15 protein-coding genes are annotated in these 17,358 nt (G+C 50.2%); 11 read left to right on the forward strand and 4 right to left on the reverse strand.

The window, feature by feature from the left end; translation table 11 throughout:
• Nucleotides 1-22: 22 nt before the first annotated feature.
• Together J0X00_RS17050 and J0X00_RS17055 are read right to left on the reverse strand one after the other, a co-directional pair.
• Nucleotides 23-505 (reverse strand): oxidoreductase, encoded by a 483-nt coding sequence (locus tag J0X00_RS17050; protein ID WP_240798150.1) that lies wholly within the window; start codon nt 503-505, stop codon nt 23-25.
• A gap of 328 nt (nt 506-833) precedes the next feature.
• Nucleotides 834-2,366 (reverse strand): bifunctional GNAT family N-acetyltransferase/carbon-nitrogen hydrolase family protein, encoded by a 1,533-nt coding sequence (locus tag J0X00_RS17055; RefSeq protein ID WP_282477289.1) that lies wholly within the window; start codon nt 2,364-2,366, stop codon nt 834-836.
• Between the two features lie 252 nt (nt 2,367-2,618).
• Here J0X00_RS17055 and J0X00_RS17060 point away from each other — a divergent pair, with 252 nt between their 5' ends.
• Entirely contained in the window at nt 2,619-3,371 is a 753-nt protein-coding gene (locus tag J0X00_RS17060; RefSeq protein WP_282477290.1) for a hypothetical protein, read from the forward strand.
• Nucleotides 3,372-3,376: 5 nt separating this feature from the next.
• Here J0X00_RS17060 and J0X00_RS17065 read toward each other — a convergent pair whose 3' ends face one another.
• The gene (locus J0X00_RS17065) at nt 3,377-4,744 is read right to left on the reverse strand and encodes an L-serine ammonia-lyase (protein WP_282477291.1); all 1,368 of its coding nucleotides are present in this window, start codon (nt 4,742-4,744) and stop codon (nt 3,377-3,379) included.
• 612 nt (nt 4,745-5,356) lie between these two features.
• On the opposite strand from J0X00_RS17065, the gene J0X00_RS17070 reads away from it, so the two are divergent.
• The 10 genes from J0X00_RS17070 to J0X00_RS17115 all read left to right on the forward strand — a co-directional run bounded on the left by J0X00_RS17070 (nt 5,357) and on the right by J0X00_RS17115 (nt 17,128).
• Entirely contained in the window at nt 5,357-6,826 is a 1,470-nt protein-coding gene (locus J0X00_RS17070) for a protein adenylyltransferase SelO (RefSeq protein ID WP_282477292.1), read from the forward strand.
• 118 nt (nt 6,827-6,944) lie between these two features.
• On the forward strand, nt 6,945-7,670 hold the full coding sequence (locus tag J0X00_RS17075; RefSeq protein WP_218563308.1) for a response regulator transcription factor: 726 nt from the start codon (nt 6,945-6,947) through the stop codon (nt 7,668-7,670).
• A 2-nt stretch (nt 7,671-7,672) separates the two neighbouring features.
• Entirely contained in the window at nt 7,673-9,127 is a 1,455-nt protein-coding gene (locus J0X00_RS17080) for an ATP-binding protein (protein ID WP_282477293.1), read from the forward strand.
• A 121-nt stretch (nt 9,128-9,248) separates the two neighbouring features.
• On the forward strand, nt 9,249-10,496 hold the full coding sequence (locus J0X00_RS17085; protein ID WP_282477294.1) for an ABC transporter substrate-binding protein: 1,248 nt from the start codon (nt 9,249-9,251) through the stop codon (nt 10,494-10,496).
• A 97-nt stretch (nt 10,497-10,593) separates the two neighbouring features.
• Nucleotides 10,594-11,517, forward strand: coding sequence for a sugar ABC transporter permease (locus J0X00_RS17090; protein ID WP_136484268.1), 924 nt, complete (start codon nt 10,594-10,596; stop codon nt 11,515-11,517).
• A complete protein-coding gene (locus J0X00_RS17095; protein ID WP_136484267.1) occupies nt 11,514-12,371 on the forward strand; it encodes a carbohydrate ABC transporter permease in 858 nt (285 codons plus the stop codon). The genes J0X00_RS17090 and J0X00_RS17095 overlap by 4 nt, the downstream gene beginning before the upstream one ends.
• A 5-nt stretch (nt 12,372-12,376) precedes the next feature.
• Nucleotides 12,377-13,489 carry a sn-glycerol-3-phosphate ABC transporter ATP-binding protein UgpC gene (ugpC, locus tag J0X00_RS17100; RefSeq protein ID WP_282477295.1) on the forward strand — a complete coding sequence of 371 codons (1,113 nt, stop codon included), beginning with the start codon at nt 12,377-12,379 and terminating at the stop codon, nt 13,487-13,489.
• Nucleotides 13,490-14,026: 537 nt separating this feature from the next.
• On the forward strand, nt 14,027-15,025 hold the full coding sequence (locus tag J0X00_RS17105; protein ID WP_136484265.1) for a DctP family TRAP transporter solute-binding subunit: 999 nt from the start codon (nt 14,027-14,029) through the stop codon (nt 15,023-15,025).
• Nucleotides 15,026-15,094: 69 nt separating this feature from the next.
• Nucleotides 15,095-15,763, forward strand: a complete 669-nt coding sequence (locus J0X00_RS17110; protein ID WP_136484264.1) for a TRAP transporter small permease — start codon at nt 15,095-15,097, stop codon at nt 15,761-15,763.
• A 3-nt stretch (nt 15,764-15,766) separates the two neighbouring features.
• Nucleotides 15,767-17,128: a TRAP transporter large permease gene (locus tag J0X00_RS17115; RefSeq protein ID WP_218563305.1), complete on the forward strand. Its 1,362-nt coding sequence runs from the start codon at nt 15,767-15,769 to the stop codon at nt 17,126-17,128.
• A 7-nt stretch (nt 17,129-17,135) separates the two neighbouring features.
• Here J0X00_RS17115 and J0X00_RS17120 read toward each other — a convergent pair whose 3' ends face one another.
• Nucleotides 17,136-17,315, reverse strand: coding sequence for a hypothetical protein (locus tag J0X00_RS17120; protein ID WP_136484262.1), 180 nt, complete (start codon nt 17,313-17,315; stop codon nt 17,136-17,138).
• Nucleotides 17,316-17,358 lie beyond the last annotated feature (43 nt).

The following is a 17,358-nucleotide window of genomic DNA, read 5'->3' on the forward strand; positions in this document are numbered from 1 at the left end:
ATAAACTCAATCCTGTCGGCAGTTAGTTCATCGTTTCAATTTGGCTGACTTGCCAAACCATACGGCTGTGCAGAACTTCATTGTTCAGTTCGTCAAAATCCGTCAGCGGATAGATAACCCAGATTGGCCCTTTATCGCGCACACTCATCACTTCGCCATCTTTTTTCACCGCGAACAGTGGATTGTATTTTTCGATATCACTGTAGGGAATGGTTGACCAGTAATTATTCAATGCGACCACTTTCAGATCCGCATTATCTCGTCCGATAAGCTTCAGTAATTCTTGGGCTGATACCCCGACAAACTTGGTGTTGTCCTGGGTCCATGGCGTATCCGTCATGATCTCCTGATCTGCGTGAGCCAATAGCTGTTCAAGGGTGAAATAGGCTTTCTTGCCGTGATCATTTACGGTCAGGATTGCATCGTTTTCATTGGCGAAACTCAATGCAGAACAGGTACATAGCAGCGCAGCTATGAACGGACGAAAAAGTTTAAATGTGCTCATATTGGGCTCCTTAACGAACAGCAATAGATGGTATTTTCAGGGGTGATGGTTTTGGGTTTTCTATTAACTGATTCTTATAAAAGGATTCAAAACCTAATGCAAGAGTGAGCATAGTCTATAACTCTTAAGTGGTGATCGGTATAACGCTATGATTTTTAAGGTTTTTTGTTTTTGCAAATTGCGAAGCTGGTTGCATTTTACACAAGCGTGAACCTAATATAATGATTGTAATTATATTTTGGTTCCCAAATTGAAAAAAACGAACGGAATGTTATAAATTCCGTTCGTTATACTTTGTTAGAATTATGTGAACGTCGTCAATCAATTATCAGGATTTGGGCTGGGTGAAACCTCCATAAAGATCGAGACGTCGGTGGCGAATATTAGTCACTGAGCCTTCAGTGTTCAGTTGCTTTAGTTTGTCGAGATCCACATCGGCAAAGATGATCATTTCCGTGTTGGGACTGGCTTCAGCAATGGTCGCATCGTGCGGGAAGAACACGTCGGATGGTGAAAATACCGCTGACTGGGCATATTGAATATCAACGTTGTCGACCCGGGGCAGGTTACCCACACTGCCGCCAATCGCGACATAACATTCGTTCTCAATCGCACGCGCCTGAGCGCACAGACGAACACGTTGGTATCCGTTTTTGGTATCAGTCCAGAACGGCACGAAAATGATTTGCACATCCTGTTCGGCCAACATACGTCCCAACTCGGGGAACTCACTGTCGTAACAGATCAAAATCCCCACCCGGCCGGCATCGGTATCAAACACCTGGACCTGGTTGCCGCCGTCGATTACCCAGTCACGTTTTTCGTGCGGAGTAATATGAATCTTGTACTGTTCGTCGATAGAGCCATCACGATGCAGCAGATAAGCCACGTTATACAGCTGACCATCCTGCATCACCGGCATGCTGCCTGCGATGATGTTGATGTTGTACTCGACCGCCATACGCGAGAAGCGGCTTTTAATTTCGTCGGTGAACGATGCCAGAAAACGAATCGCTTCTACGCTGTTTTGGTCATTTTGCAATCCCATCAGCGGGGCGTTGAAAAACTCCGGGAACAGGGCGAAATCCGCCTGGTACTTGGAGAGTGAGTCAACAAAAAACTCCGCCTGATCCATCAGGTCTTCAACACTTAACATGGCACGCATCTGCCACTGGATGATACCGATACGAATCAGAGTTTTTTCGATATCGTGGATCGAATGAACATCTTCCTCATAAAAAACGTTGTCCCATTCCAGTAACGTCGCATAACCGCGCGAGCTGTCATCTTCCGGCAGGTAATGGCGCATCATACGTTTGACGTCGAAGTCATTGGCGAGTTGGAACGACAAGATCGGATCGTACAGCTCACGGCGTTTGATCTTCTCAATGTAGTCGGTCACCTTCATCGAATCCGCGTAATTGATGTAACCGGGAATACGTCCGCCGGCCAGAATGGCTTTCAGGTTGTCGCTGCGGCACAGCTCTTTACGTGCGGCATACAGGCGTCGGCCGAGACGCAGGCCGCGATAATCCGGGTGAACGAAAACATCCAGCCCGTACAAGGCATCGCCGTTGGGGTTGTGTTGGATGACGTTGTGTTCGTTGATGATGTCAGTGTAGACGTGAGGGAGGGAAAAGCGGTTGTAGTCGACTTTGATGGTGAGTGCGGCACCGATGATTTTACCGTTGTCTTCAATACATATCTGACCATCAGGGAACTGGTGGATCAAGTCCATAATGGTCATGCGTGGCCAGGCCCCACCCACATCATGGAAAACCAAATCCATCAGTTCTGCTAGTTCGGGGTAATCGCTTTTTTCTATCACACGTAATGTTAAACGTGGTGTATCGCTACTCATGCACTTTATTCCTCAGTGGCTTCTTATTCTTTCCGTTATTTAATCCATACTGAACAAGTTGTTAGGTCAATTCAAGCACTGTGGTTAATTTTAACGCGCTCTTGTCCTGAGAAAAGGGCAGGCCGGATCGGTTTATTAGTAAGTAATATATTACTTACTGGTTATATAATCTTGAATAAGGTCACTTAGCTTGAAGTGTAAACTAAGGCGATGTGAGTCATAGTTTATACAGGTACGTTCAGGGAACCTGACATGAAAAATGACCACCTTCCTATTCTTTATATGTTAGTCAGCTCGGCAACGCTGATGAAACGGCAATGGCGTCTGCTGTTATGTCTTTCCTGGCCTTGTTTATTAGTGAGCATGCTAACGGCGCTGCGAGTGTGGTATTTTCAGTCTGATGACGGCCTGTTGGCAACGCTGCTCAACATAACGGTGTTTATTGCGGTGTTGGTCTGGGCCACGGTACGCTGGCACCGGGCTATTTTAATGCGTCAGTCGCAAGCGCAGCCGGAGAATGTGGTTCTGAGCGCGAAGCCCGAAGTTCGTATTCTGGGCTATGTGCTGGTCATCATGCTGGTGGGGCTGATCTGTTTACTGGCTGGTATGCTGACGCAAAGCGAGGTGCTGTGGTTACAACTTGGCTCAGAGCTGATGCTGATGGTTCCGCTGGCCTGGGTGATTTCGCGCTGGGGGCTGGCCATTCCCGCCACGGCGGTTGAGGATAAAGAGTATGGTTTATATTTTGCCTGGCAGGTCTCTCGTCAGTATCGCGGTGCTCTGTTTGTCTTAATCGGCTTGCTGCCAGCGCTGCTGGCTCTGCTGTTGGTCAGTGCTAGTTTTGACCATGTCGCGGTGGCTGTGTTGATTGGTCCGGTTGCTTATCTGGCCTGGGCTTATGAGATTTGTGTTCTATCGCTCAGCTATCAATGGATCGTGCAGCGCCAGGCGATTGAGAAAATTCTCAATCATCCTGGCAGAGCGTCATCCTATAAATCTGTTTAAGCGTTTCACTCACATGGCGGTGCGAGATGAATTAATGCCAGGCCACCAAGGGAGGTTTCACGGTATTTCTTATTCATGTCTTTGCCGGTCTGGTACATGGTATCAATCACTTTATCCAATGAGATTAAACATTTACTGGTACGTTTGAGCGCCATGCGCGAGGCATTGATGGCTTTCATCGCGCCCATCGCATTGCGTTCGATACAGGGTACCTGCACCAGGCCGCCAATCGGATCACAGGTCATGCCAAGCGAGTGCTCCATCGCGATTTCTGCCGCAATGCACATTTGTTCGTTACTGCCGCCGCGCAGGGATGTCAGACCGGCAGCAGCCATCGAGGATGAAACGCCGATTTCACCCTGGCAGCCTACCTCGGCACCGGAAATAGAGGCATTGGTTTTGTACAGGATGCCGATGGCACCGGCCACCGCAAGAAAGTCTTTCAGCTGTTTGCTATCAAGCGGGCGGATAAAGCGGTGATAGTACATCAGTACTGCCGGAATGACGCCTGCTGCGCCATTGGTGGGGGAGGTGACGACCTGGCCACCGGCGGCATTTTCTTCACTGACCGCAAAGGCGTACAGGTTTATCCAGTCCATGATCTCCATCGGGTCGTTTTCAATTTTGGCATTCGCCTCGAGCTTTTTGAGCAGAGCCGGCGCACGACGCGTCACATTCAGGCCGCCATCAAGGATGCCTTCGGTCTCAAATCCCCGTTGCATGCAAAGCGACATGACTTTCCAGATCTGATCGGTGCGGTCATCAATTTCTTTTTGGGTATGGAAAGCCAGTTCATTGCGCAGCACCAGCCCGCCCAGACTCAAACCATGCCGTTCCGCTTTTTTAAGCAGGGCTTCGGCGGAGTCAAACGGATAATCGACCAGGACTTTAGGTGTCTTGGTGCCATGTTCGAGTTCGTCGGCTGTCGCGATAAATCCGCCCCCGATAGAGTAGTAGGTTTCAAAGCCTATCGGCTGGCCGTGAGAGTCGAATGCGGTCAGAGTCATGCCGTTTTCATGCAGCGGCAGGTTGCTGGTATGAAAGAGCAAATCACCAGCGTAATCAAAGCCTATTTCGTGCTGGCCACCGAGCAGAAGAACCCCTTCGTCAAGCGCGCGTTGCAACGCATTGTTGGCACTGGTCATTTTTATGGTGTCTGGCTGATTACCCAGCAAGCCAAGAATAACGGCTTTATCAGTGTGGTGACCCTTGCCGGTTAATGACAGCGAACCGTACAAATCAATTTGCACTCGTTTCACCCGCTGTTGCGGAGTGAGCAGGCTGAGAAAGTGATGGCCGGCGATCATCGGGCCATTGGTATGCGAGCTGGAAGGACCAACCCCAATTTTGAAAATATCAAAGATCGATAACATACGGACACCTTTAATCAATAAATGAACAGGCTGCTGGCTATATATCTGACGCAGATTCACTTTCAAGAATAGACCGTAATGATCGCGGTCGACGCCTTTTATCACAATGGATGTAACAAAAATTTAATATCTAAAATGCTTGAGAACAGCGCAAAATTTCATCATATTGTCATTAGGTTGTCACATTCAAAGGGAGATAAAATGCATCAAGAAATGATTCAACCCAGCGTGTTAGGTGTGGTAGGCAGAACCATTCTGTTCTCCCTCTTTGCGATTGTTGCCGTGTTCAGTGTGGTGTAATTATCACGTTTGCAGACCAATGATTGCATAGCGCCCTATGGCCACACGGCTGGCAGACAGAAACTGGCCCGCAGCAGTATTGCCGCGGGCCTGTTGGTTTTTAGTACCAACAGGCAAGTGTGCACTGTGACCCGATTGAGTTGCTCCTGACATCCGGTTTGCCGCAGAGCGAAGTGCCCGCCGTGCGAGTGAGCGCAAGCTAGTCCTTGCGCAGTTAAATTTTGCCGCTCAGTGCTGGTCGTCTCGTAAAACCTAGTATTGCAGTCGGGTATTTGCTAACGTTTTACCCAAACAGTCAATGAGAGAACAAGTATGTCGGTTTGGGACAGCGTCACATTATCCACCCGTTTTCGGGCGATGCCTGAGGTGTTTTATACCCCGGTTGAGCCACAACCGCTGCTGAATGTCGGTTGGGTCGCCTGGAACGCAGAACTGGCAAGGCAGTTTGACCTGCCAGCACAACCGAACGATGAGTTGCTCCAGGCTCTGTCCGGACAGGCAATGCCTGAAGCGTTTGCACCACTGGCGATGAAATATGCCGGCCACCAGTTTGGGGTATATAACCCGGATCTCGGTGACGGCCGCGGCCTGCTGTTGGCAGAAATGCGCTCCCGGCAAGGAGAGGTATTTGACATCCATCTTAAAGGTGCCGGTCTGACGCCGTATTCCCGTATGGGGGATGGCCGTGCGGTTCTGCGTTCATCAATTCGCGAGTATTTGTGTAGTGAAGCGATGGCGGGTTTGGGGATTGCTACGACCCGGGCTTTGGCACTAATGCACAGTGACACTCCGGTTTACCGCGAGAAACAAGAGCGCGGCGCGCTGTTGGTGCGCGTTGCCCAAAGCCACATTCGCTTTGGTCACTTTGAACACTTCTTTTACACCGGCCAACATGAAGAGCTACGGCTGCTTGCCGACAAAGTGATTGAATGGTATTTCCCGCATTGTGCCGATGAAGCGGCCCCTTATGCCGCTCTATTCAATCAGGTGGTTGATCACAACGCGCAGATGATTGCCCAGTGGCAGGCGGTCGGTTTTGCCCATGGTGTTATGAATACCGACAATATGTCGATTCTGGGGCAGACCTTCGATTACGGTCCGTTTGCCTTCCTGGATGATTATCAGTCGGATTTCATTTGTAACCATTCTGATTACCAGGGCCGCTATGCGTTTGATCAGCAGCCGCGAGTGGCGTTGTGGAATCTGTCTGCGCTGGCTCAGGCTTTGTCGCCGCTGGTTGAGCGTTCGGAGCTGGAAGCGGCGCTGAGTGCCTACGAAACCCAGCTTAACGGCCATTTCAGTGCGCTGATGCGTGCCAAGCTTGGCCTCAATCGCAGACTGGAGAATGACGGCGCTCTGTTTGACGACATGTTCGGGCTACTGGAAAAGCACAAAGTTGATTACACCCGCTTCATGCGTCAGTTATCTGAGTTAGATCGTGATGCTCAGCAGGCAGTACTGGACCTGTTTATCGATCGCGAGGCAGCACAAATCTGGCTGCAGCGTTATTTGAGCCGTTGTGAGCAAGAGCTGGACGCAGTAGGGCAACCGCTCAGCTCTGGTGAGCGCTGCAGTGCGATGCGCCGTGTTAATCCGAAGTACATCTTGCGTAATTATCTGGCGCAACTGGCGATAGATAAGGCAGAGCAGGGAGACTTTAGTGAGGTGCACCGCCTGGCAGAAATTCTCAAGACGCCTTTTGAGGATCAGCCGCAGTATGAAGATTACGCCCGTCTGCCGCCGGAGTGGGGTAAGAAGCTGGAAATCAGCTGCTCATCATGAGCGGCTGAAAGTGTGATCTTGGTTTAGAACGGCATCAAATTTCCGTTAAATATCGATAATCATTCGCTATCCGTCCCGATACACTGCTTGTTAAAAATTTGTACAAGACAGGTGAGCAATGGAAGGCACACGTATTGTTGTCGTGGATGATGACCGCGAAATCTGTGAGCTTTTGGACGAGTATCTGAGTAAATCAGGTTATCAGGTCGCGACAGTATGCGATGGACGGGCGTTACTCGCTCATATCGAGCAGCACGGTTATCCGGATCTGGTGCTGCTCGATGTCATGTTGCCGGGGGATGACGGTTTCACTTTATGTCAGAAAATCCGGCGCAGTTCCGATGTGCCTATCATTATGCTGACCGCAGTCTCCGATGAAACCGACCAGATCATCGGTCTGGAAATTGGCGCCGATGATTACATCGCCAAACCTTTCAGCCCGCGTCAGTTAATGGCACGCATTAAAGCTCTGCTGCGCCGGGCCCAAGTCAGTGAAGATAAATCGGCCGATCCGTTACCCAAGCGCATCGCTTTTGGTGACTGGCGACTCGATACCTTATCGCATCGTATGACTCATCAGCAAAGTGGTGAGGAACATGAATTATCGGGCAGCGATTTTGCTCTGCTGATGCTGTTCCTGTCCCGGGCCAATGAGGTTCTGGATCGCGACACCATCTCTTTTGCGACCCGGGGCCGGGAAGCCCTGCCATTTGAACGCGGTATTGATGTCCAATTGAGCCGTTTGCGGCAACGGCTGGGGGACAGCGCCAAATACCCTAACTACATCAAAACGTTACGTGGCAATGGCTATCTTCTGTCTGTGCCGGTCAGCTTTGAGTACTGACGATGTCTGTCCGCCGGATATTGCAGTTTATTAAGCCGACCTCGCTGGTGGCGCGTACCTTGCTGCTGACGTTGTTGGCGGTGTTACTGGCACAAGGGCTGGCAACCTCGATATGGTACAGCCAGTCCAAATCAAATGAACTGGAAGGGATACGCTCGGCATCTTCCAGCATGGCCGGTATGTTTGCCTCGACCGTAACCTTTTTCCAGTCCTTACCGGTGCGTTACCGTCATATCGTGCTGGACCAGATCCGCAATATGGGCGGCACCCGCTTCTTTGTTTCGTTCAATAAGCAGCAGCTGCTCGTTGACCCGATTGAAAATACCCGCTTTAAACTGGCGTCAGTCAGTGCTGTGCGTCAGGTGTTGCAGCAAAAGCTCAACAACGTTGGTGAGATTCGGGTCGATTTTACCCGTCCCGAGCACCTGCGCTTATTGAAAAATGACATTTATCTAAATGATCTGCCTCGTTCCTGGGCGCATCACACTCTGACGCTGGAGCCGCTCAATCCGCCGGTCATGGTGGTCCAGATTGAACTGGCCAGCCATGAGTGGCTGTATATTGCAGCCTTGTTGCCCGCACCTTATGTCAATCTGGATGATAATCTGCTCGGCCGTGAGCAACTGCTGTTCCTGCTGCTGTCTACCACGATTTTATTGCTGCTGACTTATCTTTTGGTGCGGCGTCAGGTCCGGCCGCTGAAAAATCTCGCCCGGGCGGCCAATGATCTCAGTATGGATATCGCCCAGCGGCCGCTGCGTGAAGAGGGAGCAAGTGAGCTGGTAATGGCGACCCGCGCCTTCAACCGGATGCAGCAGCGTATCCGGCGTTATGTCGCTGACCGTGAGCATCTCTTTGCCGCCATTTCCCATGATTTAAAGACCCCGATCACCCGTTTACGACTGCGCGCGGAGCTGCTGGAGAGCGATGTTAAACGCGCCAAATTTAATCGTGATCTGGATGAACTGGAGATGATGGTCAAAGGCGCCTTGCAATGTGTACGTGATACTGAATTGCATGAAAATAATGATTACATTGATCTCAGCGAGCTGATTCAGATCATTGCGGAAGGCTACAATTTTGAGCGGGAACGGGTCCATTTTACTCCGGTAACGATGGAGCCTTTGATTGTCAAACCGCTCGCGATGCGTCGTGTCCTTAGTAACCTGATTGATAACGGGGTGAAATATGGTGAGGAAGTGACAGTGACGCTAAGGGAAACGCCGCAGTGGATCGTCATCACTTTGCAGGATCAGGGGCCCGGTATTCCGGCTGACAAACTGGAAGCGGTTTTTGAACCCTATTTTCGTCTGGCTGATGATGAAGAGGGGCATGGTTTAGGGCTGGGGATATGCCGTAACATTTTGCACGGACACGGCGGAGATCTCATTATTGCCAACTCGCTGCAGGGTGGCCTATTAGTGCAAGTCTTTGTTCCCCCTAACATTGATGTTTAATGTAACTCATATGTTACCTTGTTGTTACTATATGTTGCAGACAAAGTTTTAGAGTTATCTATGCTGGTTGTAGAGCGCTTTAAGCGCCGACAGCCAAATCCAAACATGGAAGATAACCAGAATGAAACTAACCAAAACTCTACTGACTCTCTCTCTGCTATCCGCAACGTCACTGGCTCAGGCTGGTGAAGTCGAAGTACTTCACTGGTGGACATCCGGTGGTGAAGCGAAATCCGTCGCCGTTTTGAAACAGCTGATGGAGCAAGAAGGCCACACCTGGAAAGATTTTGCTGTAGCCGGTGGTGGTGGTGAAAGTGCCATGACGGTACTGAAAACCCGCGCGGTGTCCGGGAATCCGCCATCAGCGGCGCAAATTAAAGGTCATGATATTCAGGAATGGGCAGGGCTGGGTTTTCTGACCAATCTGAATGATGTGGCTGCCGACGGGCACTGGGATGACATCATTCCGCCGATGATCAACCAGGTGATGAAGTATGACGGCGAGTACGTGGCAGTACCGGTCAACGTGCACCGTGTGAACTGGATGTGGGCCAACCCGGAAGTGTTCAAGAAAGCGGGAGCGAAAGTGCCGACCAATCTGGATGAATTCTTTGCTGCAGCAGACAAAATCAAGGCGGCTGGTTTCATCCCTCTGGCGCACGGTGGTCAACCGTGGCAGGACGCGACTGTATTTGAAGCGGTTGCTCTGGATGTGCTCGGACCGCAAGACTATGTGAAAGCTTTCGTTGATCTGGATATGGATACCTTATCCGGCGATAAGATGGTTCAGGTGTTCACTCAATTCAAAAAACTGCACAACTATATCGATGACAACTCACCAGGCCGAGACTGGAACGTTGCGACTTCTATGGTGATCAATGGTGATGCTGCGATGCAGATCATGGGCGACTGGGCGAAAGGCGAATTTACCGCAGCGGGTAAGGTGCCTGGTCAGGACTACCTGTGCTTCCCTGCTCTGGGCACGCAAGGGGAATTTACTTATAACGTGGACAGCTTTGCTTTCTTTGAGCTGAAAGATGCAGAAAACATCAAAGCACAGAAAGCCCTGGCCAAAACCATCATTTCACCTCAGTTCCAGGAAGTCTTTAACCTCAATAAAGGCTCAATTCCGGTCCGTACGGATATGGACATGGCGAAATTCGACCAGTGCGCGATGGACTCAATGAAAGAGTTCAAGTCATCGTCTACAGATGGTGGGCTGGTGCCGAGTATGGCGCACGGTATGTCGACCACCAGCTATGCTCAGGGTGCCATCTTTGACGTCGTGACTAACTTCTTCAATGACCGCGATGCCGATCCAAAACAGGCGGCGCAGAAACTGGCTAAGGCTGTGAAAGCAGCCATGTAAGTGCTGCTTCAATCTCCAACCGTTACTGTTGAATTGTGCAAGACAGAGAGCATCTGCGCTCTGTCTTGTCACAAGCTGTTTTCTTACAAGGAAAGTTATGGAGCATGTTTTGAAGCGTCCAACGACTTATTCTGCGCCAAAGCGAAGCTTTGCCGACAGACTGCAGCACTGGCTGCCGAAAATCGTCCTGTCACCCACCATAGTGGTTACTTTGGTGTGTATTTATGGATTTATTTTCTGGACCGCCGCGCTGTCACTGACCAACTCCCGATTTTTACCCAGTTTTAATTTTGTCGGTTTCACTCAGTACAGCAAACTGATGGACAACGATCGCTGGCTGACCTCGATTACTAATCTGGGAATATTTGGTCTGCTGTTTATGCTGATTGCCATCGTACTCGGCGTTTTTCTGGCCATCTTTCTTGATCAGAATATCCGTCAGGAAGGAGCGATTCGCACCATTTATCTCTATCCGATGGCGCTCTCTTTTATCGTGACCGGTACCGCCTGGAAATGGATTCTTAACCCGGGGCTCGGGCTTGAAAAACTGATGCATGACTGGGGGTTTACCGGATTTCAGTTTGACTGGCTGGTGGATTCAGACATGGCGGTTTACACCCTGGTGATCGCGGCAGTGTGGCAATCCTCCGGTTTTGTAATGGCCATGTTTCTGGCCGGCTTGCGTGGTATCGATGCCTCGATTATCAAAGCGGCGCAAATTGATGGTGCCAGTCTGCCGGTCATTTACTGGAAAATTGTGCTGCCGTGTCTGCGCCCGGTCTTTTTCAGTGCGGTGATCATTACCTCGCACATCGCCATCAAAAGCTTTGATCTGGTGACCGCTATGACGGCCGGTGGCCCTGGTTATTCTTCCGATTTGCCTGCGCTGTTTATGTATGCGCACTCCTTTACCCGTGGTCAGATTGGCCTGGGTGCGGCCAGTGCGATGATGATGCTGGGCGGTATTCTCGCCATTCTGGTGCCATACCTTTATTCCGAATTAAGGGAGAAAAAATCATGAACCGTTCAATGAATTTCGCCCGTTTAGGAATCTATGCGTTACTGCTGGCATTTTGTCTGATGTATCTGATGCCGCTGCTGGTGATGGTGCTGACGTCATTCAAATCCTTGCCGGATATTCGTGCCGGGAACCTGATTTCATTGCCTCAGGAGTGGGTGATGGATGCCTGGCTAAAAGCCTGGGACAGCGCCTGTACCGGTGTTAGTTGTGACGGCATTAAAGGTTATTTCTGGAACTCGTTTCAGATGGTGATCCCGGCCGTGCTGATTTCGACCCTGCTGGGCGCATTCAATGGCTATGTGGTAACGAAGTGGCAATTCCGCGGCTCTAACCTGTTTTTCAGCCTGCTACTGTTTGGTTGTTTTATCCCGTTTCAGGTGATCCTGCTGCCGATGGCGGCGGTGCTGGGCAAGCTTGGTCTGGCGAACACCACCACGGGGCTGGTCATCGTGCATGTGATTTATGGGATGGCTTTTACCACCTTGTTTTTCCGTAATTTCTATATTGCGGTGCCGGATGAACTGGTCAAAGCGGCCAAACTGGATGGCGCAGGGTTCTTTACCATCTTTTTCCGCATCTTACTGCCGATTTCAACCCCGATCATCATGGTCACCATTATTTGGCAGTTCACCGCCATCTGGAATGATTTCTTGTTTGGTGTGGTGTATTCCGGCTCCGATACACAGCCGATTACCGTTGCTCTGAATAACCTGGTCAACACCAGTACCGGAGTGAAGGAATATAACGTAGATATGGCCGCCGCCATCATTGCAGCGTTGCCGACGCTGCTGGTGTACGTGCTGGCCGGGAAGTATTTTGTACGCGGTCTGACCGCAGGATCAGTAAAAGGATAATCCGCATGGCAGCATTAGATTTAAAACAGATTCGCAAAACGTATCGCAATGCGGAACAGGAAACCCTGAAGGGAATTGATATCAGTATCGAGTCCGGTGAGTTTTTGATTCTGGTTGGCCCATCCGGTTGTGGTAAGTCAACGTTGATGAATACCATCGCGGGTCTGGAGAATATTACCTCAGGTGAAATTGTGATTGATGGCGTAGATGTCTCCAATGTTGAACCCAAAGATCGTGACATCGCAATGGTATTTCAATCGTACGCATTGTATCCAAATATGACGGTGCGCGATAATATTGCTTTCGGTTTGAAGATCCGCAAAATGGCCAAAGAGGCGATCGATGCGGAAGTGAATCGAGTCGCCGAAATGCTGCAAATCAGCCATCTTCTGGAGCGTAAACCATCGCAATTATCCGGTGGTCAGCGCCAAAGGGTAGCGATGGGACGCGCATTGGCACGTCGGCCTAAGCTGTATCTGTTCGACGAGCCTTTGTCGAATCTGGATGCGAAACTGCGAGTGGATATGCGTCATCAGATTAAGCGTCTGCACCAGCAGTTAAAAACAACCATTGTTTATGTGACCCACGATCAGATAGAAGCCATGACGCTGGCGGACAGAATTGCGGTAATGAAAGATGGCGAGTTGCAGCAGTTAGGAACGCCGCAGGAGATTTACAATCATCCGAACAACATGTTTGTTGCCGGCTTTATGGGCTCACCCTCGATGAATTTTATTCATACTCTGGTGGAACGGAACAGTGAGCAGCAGCCAGTGATTAAAGTGCGTGGCAGTGATGCCCGAGAGCATGAAATCAAGCTGCCAGCGGCGCTGCGTGAGCAAGCTGGCCGCTCAATTGTCATCGGCGTACGCCCGGAGCATATCACTGAGCAGCCGGGTAAGGATGAGCAAACATCGACCGGACTTGAACTGCTGCTCGAAGTACTTGAGCCGACAGGGCCGGATATTATTGCTATGGTTAAAGTGAATGATGAAGAGGTGGCGTGTCGCTTGTCACCTGAGTATCAGGTCAAACCTGGACAAACGGCGACTTTGCATTTTGATTTGTCAAAGGCCGTGTTTTTCGACGCTGCGACTGAGCAGCGCATTCATTTTTAACCGGCTGGTGCTGTGATACCAGCCCGCCAGTTTAAGTGCACTCTCCAATCAATGACTCAGGTACTCGGGGGAGACTTGGGTTAATTATGGGGTGTTGCCGGGTCAGGCTTGCGACCCGGACGGAGAGTGCACTTACCTCTTCACTCTCGGCACTATTAACGTTTCCCTCATTCCCTCATATTTCCCCGCTTTGTCCTGTTTAGCATAATTTTTCAAATGGTTATCATCTTGGTCGTTGTCGGCACGTAGAATGTTGATACTTTTTAGTCGAACGTCAATAGCCTGAATAGCCGATATCCGCAGGGATAAGGATATGGATGGAAAATGACCCAACCACTATTTTTCTATGGGTCAGATTCCACCCATTTGTACTGACTTTCAGCGGCTTAGTCATTGTTAAAAATCAGGTAACAGAGTGTAACTGTTTGTAAAATAAGTAATGTTAATAAAATGTAGCATATTGGCCTGCTAATTGCTCCTTAGTGAATAACCAGCACCCATAGATGGGGCTGATAAATGAAACTAAGGAGAATTATAATGTTCAAGCCTCTTACTCTGTTAACTGCCTCTATTCTTGCTGTCACCAGCTTCAACGCTGCCGCAAACTGTGATCCGGGTGAAATCGTGATCAAGTTCAGTCACGTGACCAACACCGATAAACACCCGAAAGGCATCGCTGCTTCGCTGCTGGAAAAACGCGTTAACGAAGAGATGAATGGTAAAGCCTGTATGCAGGTGTTCCCTAACTCGACTCTGTACGATGATGACAAAGTGCTGGAAGCGCTGCTCAATGGCGATGTTCAATTGGCCGCACCTTCACTGTCGAAGTTTGAAAAATTCACCAAAAAGTTCCGTTTGTTCGATCTCCCTTTCCTTTTTGATGATGTTGATGCCGTAGACCGTTTCCAGAACTCTGAGTCGGGTGAAGCGCTGAAAAATGCGATGAACCGTCGTGGCGTGAAAGGTCTGGAATTCTGGCACAACGGCATGAAACAAATTTCTGCGAACAAACCGCTGCTGGTGCCTGGAGATGCGAAAGGTCTCAAGTTCCGTGTTCAGGCATCGGATGTGCTGGTGGCTCAGTTTGAACAGCTGGGCGCTAACCCGCAGAAAATGTCGTTTGCTGAAGTGTATGGCGGCCTGCAAACCAAAGTTATCGATGGTCAGGAAAATACTTGGTCAAACACCTATGGCCAGAAGTACTTCGAGGTACAGGACGGTATCACTGAAACTAACCACGGTATTCTTGATTACCTGGTGGTGACCTCAACCAAATGGTGGGATGGTCTGCCAGCAGACGTACGTGATCAGTTCGCTACTATCCTTCAGGAAGTGACTCAAACCCGTAACGCTGAATCTAACCGCGTGGAAGAGCAGAACAAGCAGTACATCGTTGAAGCAGGCGGTGTGGTGCGTGAGCTGACTCCGGAACAGCGTGAGCAGTGGGTTGACGCTCTGAAACCGGTCTGGAAGAAGTTTGAAAAAGATATTGGTTCGGACCTGATTGACGCTGCCCTGGCGTCAAATCAGAAGTAAAGCAAGCGGCCCCGGGAATGCGCCGGGGCCATTTGCCCGCCATACTCAATTATCAGAGCGATGTATCTTATGCAACAGTCCTTCTTTGCAAAAGTAGGTCAATGGACGGATAAGGCGGAGGAAACCTTGATCGCCTTCTTCCTGGGTGCCATGACTCTGCTGACTTTCGTCAACGTTATTTTACGTTATCTTTTTAACGACAACATTCTGTGGGCGCTTGAGCTGACCGTATTCATGTTCGCCTGGATGGTTCTGGTTGGTGCTTCTTACGGCGTGAAGAAACATTTCCATATCGGGGTTGATGTGGTGATCAACCTGGCACCGGAAGGGGGGCGTAAACTGCTGGCTCTGTTCTCGGTTGCCTGCTGTCTCGCTTTCTCTATTTTGTTGCTGATTGGCTCCTGGAATTACTGGTATCCGTTTATCAGCGAACGCGCCTGGTATGAAACCGATGATATTCCGATGCCCGACATGCTGCAGTTCCTGGCTGACTGGTTCAACGAGGGTGAACGTTACGAAAAAATGCCGCGTTTCATTCCTTATATGGCCCTGCCATTGGGGATGGCATTGATGACTTTCCGTTTTCTGCAAATCGCCTATCAAATCCTGACCGGAAAACTGGATCGTCTGATTGCCGGTCATGAAGCGGAAGAGGAGCTGGAAGCGCTGAAAGAAGAGCTGAAAGATGCGGGTGATGTGATGGGCACCAAGCCTGACGCGAACGGTAAGGAGAAGTAAGCCATGGCTATTCTTATGCTTTTTATCATGGTGATTGGCTTCATGCTGGTGGGCGTGCCGATTGCTGTGTCACTGGGTTTATCCAGTATTCTGTTTTTGATGTGGCATTCAGAAGCTTCGCTGGCTTCGGTGGCACAGACTCTGTTTAATGCGTTTGAAGGTCACTACACACTGCTGGCGATCCCTTTCTTTATTCTGGCCTCCAGTTTTATGTCTACCGGTGGTGTGGCGAAACGTATCATTCGCTTTGCGATTGCGATGGTCGGCTGGTTCCGTGGTGGTCTGGCGGTCGCTTCTGTTGTGGCGTGTATGATGTTCGCGGCGCTGTCCGGTTCATCACCGGCCACCGTGGTGGCTATCGGTAGTATTGTTATCGCTGGTATGGTCAAAAACGGCTACAGCAAAGAGTTTGCTGCCGGGGTGATTTGTAACGCCGGTACGTTAGGGATTCTGATCCCGCCGTCGATTGTGATGGTGGTCTACTCTGCGGCAACCAATGTGTCTGTGGGACGTATGTTCCTGGGGGGCGTGATCCCCGGTTTGCTGGCAGGACTGATGTTGATCATCGCCATTTATATTACAGCCCGGGTAAAGAACCTGCCTAAGCAGCCTTTTGTTGGCTGGAGCGAAGCCTTCGCGGCAGCTAAAGATGCCAGCTGGGGATTATTGCTGGTGGTTATTATCCTGGGTGGTATTTACGGCGGTATCTTTACTCCGACTGAAGCCGCCGCCGTGGCCGCCGTTTACGCCTTCTTGATTGCGAACTTTGTTTACTGCGATATGGGCCCGTTTGCCGATAAAACCAACACTAAACCGGCGCTGATCAAGGTGTTTCAGGCTTTGGTGCACAAAGACACCAAAGCGACGCTGTATGATGCGGGCAAACTGACCATTATGCTGCTGTTTATCATTGCCAACGCATTGATTCTGAAACACGTGCTGACCGAAGAACGTGTACCGCAAATGATTACTGAGTCGATGCTGTCCGCCGGTCTCGGACCCATCACCTTCCTGATCGTGGTCAACGTTCTGCTGCTGATTGGTGGTCAGTTCATGGAGCCGTCAGGTCTGCTGATTATCGTCGCGCCGCTGGTGTTCCCGATTGCGATGGCGTTGGGCATTGACCCGATTCATCTTGGTATCATCATGGTGGTTAACATGGAGATCGGTATGATTACCCCTCCGGTTGGTCTCAACCTGTTCGTGACCGCCGGGGTAGCGAAAATGTCGATGATGCGGGTCGTCAAAGCTGCCCTGCCTTGGGTTGCGGTGATGTTCCTGTTCCTTATCATCGTCACTTATGTGCCTTGGGTTTCTACCTGGCTGCCAACCACACTGATGGGGCCGGAAATCCTGACGAAGTAATTTCAAATCAGATGATTTCGTCGATGACTTTGCCCGGATGGCGTCTGCTTCCGGGCATTTTTCTGCGTTCGTAAAAGCGCCATTTCTGGAGATGAGTGCGGCGTTCACGATGAAAGCGTTTTTCCGGGTAATAGACACCGTCATGCAGAACTGTATCGGTAATATAACCCAGAGGTAACTTTTTCATGACGGCGTACCGGTGGCTGCGGATCCTAGGACCCCGATAGGTT

Source organism: Vibrio sp. ABG19, assembly GCF_029962385.1.
In the GTDB taxonomy this organism is placed as follows: Bacteria; Pseudomonadota; Gammaproteobacteria; order Enterobacterales; family Vibrionaceae; genus Vibrio; species Vibrio ostreae.